The sequence below is a fragment of the Bartonella sp. AP36NXGY genome (assembly GCF_042195865.1).
Lineage (GTDB): Bacteria > Pseudomonadota > Alphaproteobacteria > Rhizobiales > Rhizobiaceae > Bartonella.
Genome location: NZ_JBHIPD010000033.1, coordinates 1 through 9,186, shown reverse-complemented (window position 1 = coordinate 9,186; position 9,186 = coordinate 1). Strand labels below are relative to the sequence as shown.

Here is a 9,186-nt window from a genome sequence, read left to right as displayed (position 1 = left end):
TTGATGCGAAAGATTTGGATTGCATCATCTGCCTCGTCAATAATTTTTAGAACTTGGCTTTCATCCAGTGGTCCCGATCGACCAATGTTTTGATCATCATCATAGACAACTAATAAGATTTCATCAGAATTTATAAGAATTGTATTTTCCATAATTTCTCCTCCCTAACGCCTCTTGGCGATTGTTTGTGCGTGGTTTGTATAATTACTTATATAACTATAATTATAAAACAGCAAGCAAAAAATTATAAAAAATTATATTTTTATAAAAAATATTATAATATCTTGCTGAATAAGAGGGGAGGATAATTAGCGATAAGTCCGAATCATCTTGCTGTAAGAACTTATTGGCAAAATAGCAAATATTTCTCCAACCCACACAATTTTAACATTCTTAATAGGTAAGGCATTCCAAGAAAGCAGATCTATTTCACCATTCATGCCCCTGCTAATCTGCTTTATATATCTTTTATTATCATGTGTTAAAATAACGGCTTCTTTGCCAAAAAAGGATTCTATTGTTTTAATTTGGCGCCGTCTTACGATAACCATATCTCCATCTTTATAGGCTGGAATCATAGAATCTCCTTTAACTTCAAAAGCAACCATATCATCAGGTAAAGCAAAAGGAATTTCTACTTGTTCAAGACCATCTTCAGGGATTTGTTCAAAACTTGGATCTATCTGTGTTCCTGCTCCAATATACCCCATAAGAGGAACAAAAGTTGTGAAGTGATTATCCCCTTTTAGTTCTTTATATAATTCTAAAATGGCATCTCTATTAGAGCCGCGTGGATCAGAATCTTTTAACCACTTAGACACTGAAGCTTGTGTTACGTTTAGCCGTTTGGCTACATCTTCTTGCGTTAAGTTAAACTCGGTCAAAATCTTTTTTAATGTGTTTATAATATTAGATTTATTACTCATACTTCTGCTTACCTTATTTTTTTATCGTTGATAAAGATAAATTTTATTGACTTTATATAACTATAATTATATGAATAAAATAAGACAAAGCTGTAATTGGAGCTTGTAAATGGATCAACGAGAAGATTTTAAGAATTTGACTAAGTCAATACGGGGCAAATTTAATTGGACACAATCAGAAATGGCGAAAATGCTTGGTGTAACTCAAGCAGCTGTTTGCAAGTGGGAAAAAAGAGGATCTATCTCCGTAATAAATTATCTAAAGCTGCAAAAGTTGAAGGATAGTTCTAGCTCTATGCCTGCTTTTATTGCTGCTTCTACAGATAATAACGAACATCAACAGCACCATTCACACTCTTAAAGAAGAAAGATCATGAGAAACGGAATATTGAAGAAGATCTACACCCAGTTTTGTAGATTAATAGGTTGTAATACGAAAATGAAGAATGGAAATAGATTGGTGGAAGAATGGAGAAAAGTACCATGTCGTGACTGTAGCGTAGAAGATCTTGTGAAACGACACGAAACTCACACAACAATTCTTAAAAAACGAGAAGAATGGCATAAGTCAAAATTTGATAGTTGGATGAGATGGCATGAAGCCACTCTTGCAGAGCGAGATAAGTCAATTGAACAACAGCAAGTAGTACTTGAAAACCTACCCACTTTAATTAAGCAAAAAAATAAGACCCTGTATGAACAAAGATTAAAGTTGGCTTCACAAATGGAGCTAATTGATAAATTAAATAATAAAATCATTTGCTTAATTAACAAAAAAGAAGAACCAAGATTGATCGATTTTATTTTTGCAGGAGAAGTTTTTTAATTCTGGTGTCATTAATCCCAAAAATGAGGGTCGTTAATTAAAAGCGGATCTTTGGGATTAACTTCATAATAAGTCTCTTTTAAACGTGGATATGAAGCCCAAAAATGAACAGTGAATGTTTCCTCTGGATTAACAATTGAAGTGTGTTCAAGTGTAAAATTTGCAATGTTGCGAGAATTAGGCTTACGGCAGGTAATCATGAAATCTAAAAAAGTACAGCGTTTAGCGGATATAATAAAAAAATTTAAAGCATACTCTGATGAAGCATTTGATTTTATATTTTCGGGACATAACGCAATGAGTTTGGGCGTTGTCCTTTTAATAACGAGATGTCCCTCCGAAGAGTCAAATTTCCATTGAGTAAAAGGGCAAGCGTTTTTAACAAACTTAAAGGGACTGTTTTTCGATATGCGTATATTCTTTATCATCATATCTTGTGTCGTAAGATTTTTAATGCACAGCTTTACCTTAACATGGGAGGTACCTTTATATTCTTGTGGGAGGAATATTGCCTTCAATTTTAAATATGGTCCCAAATCCCGTACTTTTTTATCTTCTAATAGAATAGCTGTCTGGATTTCTGATGCTATAGTTTGTCGTTGGAAGATTTTAAGTTGTTTTTTTAAGCTTCGTTGTTGCACAAAAAGTGTCACCATTCCAGTAACTATCGTAGCAATGATAGGAGCAATCGTAAGATTATCACTTATCCAGTGCAGCAAAAATACAGCACTATCATTTATCCGGTGCAATAAAAATACAACCTTATCAACTACCCATTCTTGCATCATAACTCCCCCCACTTTTTTAGAATCGCTGGGAGGATACTTTTTCATAAATATTTTTTCAAGACAAGCAGTCACAACACGCTCTGTCATAGCACGCATATAAATACGTAGAGCCTTAAGAGGGGATTATGATCACTAATGCACAAACCATTCTCTGTCTTGATCTAGGCACTAAGACTGGCTGGGCGCTTCGTGATGCAGATGGTTTTATCACAAGTGATACAGAACATTTTCAATCACGCCGTTTTGAAGGCGGTGGCATGCGTTACTTGCGCTTTAAGAAATGGCTTTCTGAACTAAAAAGGTCTGTTGATGAAATTGATGCAGTGTATTTTGAAGAGGTACGCCGGCATGTGGGTACAGACGCTTCTCATATTTATGGGGGCTTTCTAGCAACCTTAACAGCGTGGTGTGAACATCATCAGATACCATATGAAGGCATTCCCGTTGCTACCATTAAGAAAGCAATGACAGGCAAAGGAAATGCCTCAAAAGCAGAAATGATTAAGGCAATGCGTGCAAAAGGTCACGCGCCTTGTGACGACAACGAAGCAGATGCTTTGGCAATTTTATATTTAATGAAAGAAGGGGATATACATGTCCGGTAAAATACCATGGACGAGACTGTTTGCCGATAAATGGGCGGTGGTCGTCGATTATTTACCTCCTGTAGAAGGTAATATCTATATGAGATTGCGATTTCGCATGCTTCGTACTGGTGAACCTCTTTTTTGTAATATTAAAGTTTTATCTCATTACACTGGTTATTCAGTAAAGAAATTTGAGACAGCATTGAATGTTTTGCTAGAAGAGGGATACATCATTCGTTTAGAAGATGGTCGTTTATGGAATCTCGATGTTGAAGAAGAATTAAAAAATTGCAATGAGAATCTAAATAAACTTTCAGAAAAAGCTATAAAAGCTGCAAATACTAAGAAAAATAAGCATAAAGATAACTCATCAAAGAACCATGATGATGTCATGATGACGTCATCACGAGGTCATGATGACATCATGATGAAACACATTAACATAGACAATAACATATATAATAAAAAAACTAAAACTATCGTTTTAGAAAAAAAAGAAATTGGTTCTGAAAATTTAGAAACAACCGATTTGGTTGAAGAGCCAATTGAGGTTGATGCTGTTGAGAGCCAATCAGAGCAAAACGCGACATCATCAGAAAACCAACCTCTCATTCACGAGCAAGAAAACGTTCCGGAAAAAGCCAAGCGGTCAAAAGCTAATCGGGGCTGTCGATTGCCTGAAGACTTTGAACCCGATTACGATTTTGCAATCGAAGAGGGCTTGCCTTCAGAGCGTGTCAAAGTCGAAATCGCAAAGTTTCGAGATTACTGGCGTTCAAAAGCTGGAGCAAATGCAACAAAAATCGATTGGCAAGCAACGTGGCGTAACTGGGTGCGCAAGGCGGTTGATGATTTAGAAAAAACAAAAAACACGAACAAAAATGGTGGAAGCAATGGAAACTTTTCAAAAGATCAAAGAACTTGTGGTGGTACCGGAGAAACAATCCGTAATCTTATCCGTAAAGCAGGATTTAGTGAATCCGCTTCAAAACATTACAGATCAGATGATACGATGTATAACAAGGGATTGTCCATGGACCTTGATCAGTGGCATGAAATTGACACCAGCACTGGAGGAACAAGCTTTCGGAGTGTATCAGACAGTCCAAAACTTGCTTTCCTTGAAAGCGTCTGTTGAAGATATTGCTGAGGCTCTTGATGTGCTTGAAGGCGGTTTGACAATGCAAAAAGTTTCGAATCCAAAGGCACGTGCAAAGGCTTATATCGCGGCTCTTAACGGCATCTCACTCTGGTCTTTGTTGCAAGCTGTTAAAAATCTTATCCGTGGAGAAGCCAAAGGTCTATCAACAACCTTTGTTCCCTCTTGTGCTGATCTTGCGCAGTATTGTCGTGATTTAGAAAGCAGGCTTTATGGCACTGCTGAGAAAGTTTTTATCGCTGTTGAAAATACGCGCAACAAGGCATTAGGAGGTAAACCCATCTCATGCATGCGAATAGGCAAGCCTAGTGAAGAGCAACATAACAGTAGCAATTCAAAAGCGGCTTAAAACAGCAAACTAGTGAAAAGTGCTGATGGTTTTGTGATTAGATATGCGTTTAAATCATCAAAAATGTACCGTACAAAGCGATTTAAAGATTTTATGAAAACACACCAGCAATACAAAACGCTCTGTACGGTCAAATTTGAGGCAAATTAACCTATTGGTAAAAATAGGAATTAAAACATGGAAATATTAAAACGAAGATTCTTTAAAAAACGTAAACAGCCTATGCAAAAAAAGTTTATCGCAACGGCTGTTGGGTATGTTCCTTGGGGAGATGGAGCAGAGGAGTATTTTTACAACCTCTACGAATATGAAGACGGTACAAGAGAGTGTGAAAAGTTTGATGGCGGTCAGTATTATACCACACCAGAAAATGCGGATTTTAGTACCAAAGCGCAAGTGAAAGCGTGGGTTTACGGTGGGAATATTCCGAAAAGCGTTCTCAATTACGAGCCTCTTATAGACGAGATCAACAGAGAGATCAAAAAATTTTCAGAAGCTTCTGAAAAAACAATGATTAGATGCTAACTCATATCAGGAACAACTTGACAAATTTTTAAAAGCCATTAGGTTACGAAGCAGGCTTAAAACACCTGTAACCAATCGGTTCAATAGTATCCCGAAAGATCTGTTGCCCATCATAAGAAATTTTGTCCAGGGTCTTCACATGTATGTCCAAGGGTAACCTAAAGATGTGAAGGACTGAATTGGTTCGGTTGTTTTAGCCCTGGATACTTAAACTTTTAAAACAAAGGAACCAATATTATGAACACTCTTATTAAAATATCAGAAAAAATTATTGAACAAGAAATTGTGCAAACGGTCAATGCTCGTGAGTTACACGCATTCATGGAAATAGGAAAACGTTTCGCTACTTGGATTACGGATCGTATTAATCAATATACATTTGAAGAAGGTAAAGACTTCATAAAAACACAAGATTTGCGGTTCCCAAAATTGGGAAGCGCAAAATCTAGAGCTGTTACAGTAATAGAATACCATCTCACTTTAGATATGGCAAAAGAGCTTTCCATGGTTGAACGCAACGAGAAAGGCAGACAAGCTCGTCGTTACTTTATCGAGTGTGAAAAAAAGTTAAAAAGCCAATCTGTTGATAATGACCGTGATACACGCTTTGATTTTCCAAAAGATTGGGATAAAATGTCTCCAACTAAAAAGGCTGTTTACATTTATGGCCCTCTCCACATGCATCTTGTTAAAGCCTTTACATTGGTAGAAGAAAGCAAACAGTATAAAACACTCATTGAAGAAGCAAAACAGGTTTTAGAAAAATCTGTTGTAAAAGCTGCTTAGATTTAAAAACATGATTTTATCTTCTCGTCTTCAAAGGCGAGGAGATAGTTAAGCCGCGTTTTTTATTGTAATAACGACTTGCTTGCCGAGAACACTCAGTGCTTGCTCTAAAGTTTGAAGCTTAGTTGGATAATTGGGGTCAAGAATGCGTCTTGCTTCTGTTTCTTTTTTACCCAAACGATGTGCCAATTCTGTTTTTGTAATATTCGCTTCATTAAAGGCTTCTACCACTGCGAGCTTAAGAGCATTCCACGCATCTACCGTAACTTCTACAAGGTCTTTGTACTGCCGTGGTGTAGGCAAAGGCAGACCGCGCATAGAATAGCTCCGTAATGCCAACCCTAAAGCTTCAACAGCATTCTCTAATGCCTCTACTCTATTTTCTCCAGCTGTTATTGCTTCAGGTACATCTGGAAAAGTCACAATAAAACCACCATCCGGATCAGTTTCAAATTTTGCTTGATACGTATATTCCATGTTTAGGTCTCCTCACTATGATCAAAATGTTTTTGAAACGAAAAATTAAAAACGTATGAAATACGAGTTTCATATTCCCAATTGTTTTTTTATTATCTTCACGTAAAGTGGCGTTAATTCACCCGATTTTATAGCAGTTGTTTTGTCTCCAAAAGTTACCAAATAATGTGACCCTTTGCCTGCATCTGGAGCTTCACTGTAATGAAGACCTTTTTTTCTGGCTTCTTTGCGTAACTCTCTAAGCAGCGCTTCTCGTTTCATTTAGCCTCCCCTTAATTTGATAAAACCAATATCGCACAAAAAGGTTCGATTGTCAATAATAAATCAAGCAAAAAAGCCTTGCCTTTTTATAACACAGCTATTGAGTGAGTTTATCAAATAAGATTATAAAGTAATGCTTTAAAAAATGTGATTAATTAACTGAAATAATTGAAAAAATAAGAAAATAATGCTAAGATTTTCTATGTATTAAAATACAAATTTAAGGTAAGAAAAAACATGCTAAATAAAGTAATGTTAATCGGGCGTCTAGGTGCTAACCCCGAAAGCAAAACAATGACTTCTGGAACAGAAATAGTCAATTTTCGTATGGCAACTTCTGAAACCTATACAGATAAAAAGACCAATCAAAAAATAGAGAAGACAGAATGGCATTCCGTGGTGATTTTTAATCCACATTTAGCAAAAATAGCACTTCAGTATCTCAACAAAGGTTCAAAAGTTTACGTAGAAGGCAAATTACAAACCCGCAAATGGCAAGATAAAAATGGTCATGACCGTTACACAACAGAAATTATTTTGCCTCAATATAAAGGCGAGTTGTATTTGCTTGATGCAAAGAAAGAGCAATCTGTACACCCCTCACCCATTACTTCTCAAAATTATGCTATTGCCTCAGGTGCTGATAATTATGGTGCATCTCTTAATGATGGCGTCCCATTCTGATTGAAAAAATATGGCTAAAAGAAAAAAACATGCAAAACGTGGACGTCCTCGTATTAATGGATGTATCAGAGAACCCAATGGTCGTATTTCACGGACAAAAATGCCTCATAATCCCATTGACAAATTGGCAATAGAAATACGTGCCAAACGCTTTGGCTTAACCATAGAAGAAGCAAAAAATCCGCTTTCCGCTACTTATATCGGACGGCTTTATCTGCAAGGTGTAATTAATCAAGATCAGTATGATGCTGCACAAAAATATCTTGAAGTGAGAAATAATTATCTCTGTGCAAAAGCCTTACCAAATGCAATTTATGATGACTTTACTCCATCTTTAAATGAAGAGGCAAAAAAACAATGGATTGAAAAAACTACTCATTACTATGAAGCAATGAAAGAGGTGCTAAAAGAAGCACAATGCCTTTATAGACAGCACAACCTTTATGCCGCGCTACAGTATCTTGTTAGTGAAGATCAATCACTGCCACATCTTGTCGGTTCGCTGTATGTTGCTCTGAATGCACTTCATAAACATTTTATACAAAACCGCTAAATTTTAAGCAGCATTTTGAACATTGATAGTGATCTCTTTTCCAAGAGCAATGAGAGTGGATTCTAAAGCATCTAATTTTGTTGCGTGGTTTAAATCCAATAATCGGTCAATTTGTATTGGGTGAAGTTTTAAAAGACGCACGAGATCAGCTTTGCGTAAATTCTTTTCAACCATAGCGTTGTGTATTGCAATTTTTAAAATAACTAATGAAGATACTTCAACAAAAGGATAGGCAGCATCACGAGCTCCAAAAGGGACCACTTCTCGATCTTGGAAACGCCCCATAATAACTGTTAAAAGGGCATTTTTAGCGTGTTCCAAAGCCTCTTTTTCGTCGTTACCATAGGTAATAAATTCTTGAAAGTCTTTGGAAACGACAAGAAGAGTATCATTGTCATCTTTGATAAATTTAAGTGCATATTTCATTTACATCTCCATATTCAGACTTACCTTAGGTCAAGATCTTTAAGAATCTTTTGAACTAATCCCGTTCCTAATTCTTTCCGCGTACCATGCATAGGTAAAACGGATTTTTTAGAACCACGTTTTACAAGCAAATGGCCACCTTTCCCTGAGGTAAAACTGCAACCATGTTTCGTAAGATATCTTTTTAATTCTTGACTGTTCATAAATATAATATAACATCTAAAATGTTTAAATACAACATAAATGTTGTTATTTGTATAAAATTAAAGATTGGCTTTTAAAATACTAAGTTTTGATCAAAAAAATTAAAAATACACAATATCGTGATTTTTCTATTGACAATACGTGAAAAATCGTATTTAGTGGCAGTACGGCACTGGTTGTATTGCGTCTAAAATTCAAAAATATCCCCTAAAATTTGATAAAATATTAAGCTTTCAAGAGGGCTTAAAGTACTGTTTTTATTGATAAAACAGACTAATCTATTTTGCACATATCAAACGCCATTCAGTAACCAATGATGTCATTAATTCATTGCCTCAAAAGGAGCGAAGATGAAAGCAATCATCACCAAGCCAATGTGTGTTGTTGGCGATAATAAAAGCACTGTTCGTTTTGAAACTTCAACTCCCAATAATCCATTTGTTGAGATTTCCAATCAAGTCTACGCACGTCTCAAGCGTGCAAATGCCGCTAAACCTTTTGTTGATGTTAAAACAAAAATAAAGCCTGACAAGGAAGTTGAACAAATTAAACAGATAGAACAAGAAGCCGTACAAACATCGTCTGAACCAGTGACAGAGGAAATTCCACTCGAACAGCCAAAAGCATCTAAAGCT

Annotated in this window: 16 protein-coding genes; 10 read left to right on the top strand and 6 right to left on the bottom strand. The window is 36.1% G+C overall.

The genetic code is table 11. The features are described from left to right. Positions 1-308: 308 nt before the first annotated feature. A complete protein-coding gene (locus ACFINX_RS08870; protein ID WP_375607534.1) occupies positions 309-926 on the bottom strand; it encodes a helix-turn-helix transcriptional regulator in 618 nt (205 codons plus the stop codon). A 109-nt stretch (positions 927-1,035) separates the two neighbouring features. Between ACFINX_RS08870 and ACFINX_RS08865 the strand changes: the two genes are divergently transcribed. Together ACFINX_RS08865 and ACFINX_RS08860 are read left to right on the top strand one after the other, a co-directional pair. Continuing rightward, complete coding sequence (locus ACFINX_RS08865; RefSeq protein WP_375668697.1) at positions 1,036-1,287, top strand: helix-turn-helix transcriptional regulator; 252 nt, start codon at positions 1,036-1,038, stop codon at positions 1,285-1,287. 12 nt (positions 1,288-1,299) lie between these two features. Next, the gene (locus ACFINX_RS08860) at positions 1,300-1,752 is read left to right on the top strand and encodes a hypothetical protein (protein ID WP_375668696.1); all 453 of its coding nucleotides are present in this window, start codon (positions 1,300-1,302) and stop codon (positions 1,750-1,752) included. A gap of 11 nt (positions 1,753-1,763) precedes the next feature. Here the strand turns inward: ACFINX_RS08860 and ACFINX_RS08855 are convergent, their stop codons facing one another. After that, entirely contained in the window at positions 1,764-2,636 is an 873-nt protein-coding gene (locus ACFINX_RS08855; protein ID WP_375668695.1) for a hypothetical protein, read from the bottom strand. A gap of 29 nt (positions 2,637-2,665) precedes the next feature. Between ACFINX_RS08855 and ACFINX_RS08850 the strand changes: the two genes are divergently transcribed. The 5 genes from ACFINX_RS08850 to ACFINX_RS08830 all read left to right on the top strand — a co-directional run bounded on the left by ACFINX_RS08850 (position 2,666) and on the right by ACFINX_RS08830 (position 5,946). Next, complete coding sequence (locus tag ACFINX_RS08850) at positions 2,666-3,145, top strand: crossover junction endodeoxyribonuclease RuvC (RefSeq protein WP_375668694.1); 480 nt, start codon at positions 2,666-2,668, stop codon at positions 3,143-3,145. After that, on the top strand, positions 3,135-4,265 hold the full coding sequence (locus ACFINX_RS08845) for a hypothetical protein (RefSeq protein WP_375668693.1): 1,131 nt from the start codon (positions 3,135-3,137) through the stop codon (positions 4,263-4,265). The genes ACFINX_RS08850 and ACFINX_RS08845 overlap by 11 nt, the downstream gene beginning before the upstream one ends. After that, on the top strand, positions 4,219-4,635 hold the full coding sequence (locus ACFINX_RS08840) for a hypothetical protein (RefSeq protein ID WP_375668692.1): 417 nt from the start codon (positions 4,219-4,221) through the stop codon (positions 4,633-4,635). The genes ACFINX_RS08845 and ACFINX_RS08840 overlap by 47 nt, the downstream gene beginning before the upstream one ends. A 177-nt stretch (positions 4,636-4,812) precedes the next feature. Further along, positions 4,813-5,160 carry a hypothetical protein gene (locus ACFINX_RS08835; protein WP_375668691.1) on the top strand — a complete coding sequence of 116 codons (348 nt, stop codon included), beginning with the start codon at positions 4,813-4,815 and terminating at the stop codon, positions 5,158-5,160. A 237-nt stretch (positions 5,161-5,397) separates the two neighbouring features. Further along, on the top strand, positions 5,398-5,946 hold the full coding sequence (locus ACFINX_RS08830) for an antA/AntB antirepressor family protein (protein ID WP_375633208.1): 549 nt from the start codon (positions 5,398-5,400) through the stop codon (positions 5,944-5,946). Between the two features lie 48 nt (positions 5,947-5,994). Here the strand turns inward: ACFINX_RS08830 and ACFINX_RS08825 are convergent, their stop codons facing one another. Together ACFINX_RS08825 and ACFINX_RS08820 are read right to left on the bottom strand one after the other, a co-directional pair. Then, positions 5,995-6,423 (bottom strand): type II toxin-antitoxin system HicB family antitoxin, encoded by a 429-nt coding sequence (locus ACFINX_RS08825; protein ID WP_375633209.1) that lies wholly within the window; start codon positions 6,421-6,423, stop codon positions 5,995-5,997. Positions 6,424-6,492: 69 nt separating this feature from the next. Then, positions 6,493-6,684 carry a hypothetical protein gene (locus ACFINX_RS08820; protein WP_375668690.1) on the bottom strand — a complete coding sequence of 64 codons (192 nt, stop codon included), beginning with the start codon at positions 6,682-6,684 and terminating at the stop codon, positions 6,493-6,495. A 237-nt stretch (positions 6,685-6,921) separates the two neighbouring features. Here ACFINX_RS08820 and ssb point away from each other — a divergent pair, with 237 nt between their 5' ends. Both ssb and ACFINX_RS08810 read left to right on the top strand, forming a co-directional pair. Further along, positions 6,922-7,368, top strand: a complete 447-nt coding sequence (ssb, locus tag ACFINX_RS08815; protein ID WP_375668689.1) for a single-stranded DNA-binding protein — start codon at positions 6,922-6,924, stop codon at positions 7,366-7,368. A 10-nt stretch (positions 7,369-7,378) separates the two neighbouring features. Then, on the top strand, positions 7,379-7,921 hold the full coding sequence (locus tag ACFINX_RS08810; protein ID WP_375668688.1) for a hypothetical protein: 543 nt from the start codon (positions 7,379-7,381) through the stop codon (positions 7,919-7,921). 3 nt (positions 7,922-7,924) lie between these two features. Here ACFINX_RS08810 and ACFINX_RS08805 read toward each other — a convergent pair whose 3' ends face one another. Then, on the bottom strand, positions 7,925-8,347 hold the full coding sequence (locus ACFINX_RS08805) for a HicB family protein (RefSeq protein ID WP_100131245.1): 423 nt from the start codon (positions 8,345-8,347) through the stop codon (positions 7,925-7,927). Positions 8,348-8,367: 20 nt separating this feature from the next. Continuing rightward, complete coding sequence (locus ACFINX_RS08800; protein WP_038473319.1) at positions 8,368-8,550, bottom strand: type II toxin-antitoxin system HicA family toxin; 183 nt, start codon at positions 8,548-8,550, stop codon at positions 8,368-8,370. Between the two features lie 351 nt (positions 8,551-8,901). Here ACFINX_RS08800 and ACFINX_RS08795 point away from each other — a divergent pair. After that, positions 8,902-9,186, top strand: a 285-nt coding sequence (locus ACFINX_RS08795) for a hypothetical protein (protein ID WP_375668687.1), incomplete at its 3' end; no start/stop codon positions are given.

Excerpts from the sequence above, each read along its gene's own strand:
- ACFINX_RS08870 (WP_375607534.1), bottom strand. The coding sequence starts at position 926 with ATGAGTAATAAATCTAATATTATAAACACATTAAAAAAGATTTTGACC.
- ACFINX_RS08835 (WP_375668691.1), top strand. The coding sequence starts at position 4,813 with ATGGAAATATTAAAACGAAGATTCTTTAAAAAACGTAAACAGCCTATG.
- ACFINX_RS08845 (WP_375668693.1), top strand. The coding sequence starts at position 3,135 with ATGTCCGGTAAAATACCATGGACGAGACTGTTTGCCGATAAATGGGCG.
- ACFINX_RS08825 (WP_375633209.1), bottom strand. The coding sequence starts at position 6,423 with ATGGAATATACGTATCAAGCAAAATTTGAAACTGATCCGGATGGTGGT.
- ACFINX_RS08850 (WP_375668694.1), top strand. The coding sequence starts at position 2,666 with ATGATCACTAATGCACAAACCATTCTCTGTCTTGATCTAGGCACTAAG.
- ACFINX_RS08865 (WP_375668697.1), top strand. The coding sequence starts at position 1,036 with ATGGATCAACGAGAAGATTTTAAGAATTTGACTAAGTCAATACGGGGC.
- ssb (WP_375668689.1), top strand. The coding sequence starts at position 6,922 with ATGCTAAATAAAGTAATGTTAATCGGGCGTCTAGGTGCTAACCCCGAA.
- ACFINX_RS08805 (WP_100131245.1), bottom strand. The coding sequence starts at position 8,347 with ATGAAATATGCACTTAAATTTATCAAAGATGACAATGATACTCTTCTT.
- ACFINX_RS08860 (WP_375668696.1), top strand. The coding sequence starts at position 1,300 with ATGAGAAACGGAATATTGAAGAAGATCTACACCCAGTTTTGTAGATTA.
- ACFINX_RS08855 (WP_375668695.1), bottom strand. The coding sequence starts at position 2,636 with ATGCGTGCTATGACAGAGCGTGTTGTGACTGCTTGTCTTGAAAAAATA.
- ACFINX_RS08800 (WP_038473319.1), bottom strand. The coding sequence starts at position 8,550 with ATGAACAGTCAAGAATTAAAAAGATATCTTACGAAACATGGTTGCAGT.
- ACFINX_RS08810 (WP_375668688.1), top strand. The coding sequence starts at position 7,379 with ATGGCTAAAAGAAAAAAACATGCAAAACGTGGACGTCCTCGTATTAAT.
- ACFINX_RS08820 (WP_375668690.1), bottom strand. The coding sequence starts at position 6,684 with ATGAAACGAGAAGCGCTGCTTAGAGAGTTACGCAAAGAAGCCAGAAAA.
- ACFINX_RS08830 (WP_375633208.1), top strand. The coding sequence starts at position 5,398 with ATGAACACTCTTATTAAAATATCAGAAAAAATTATTGAACAAGAAATT.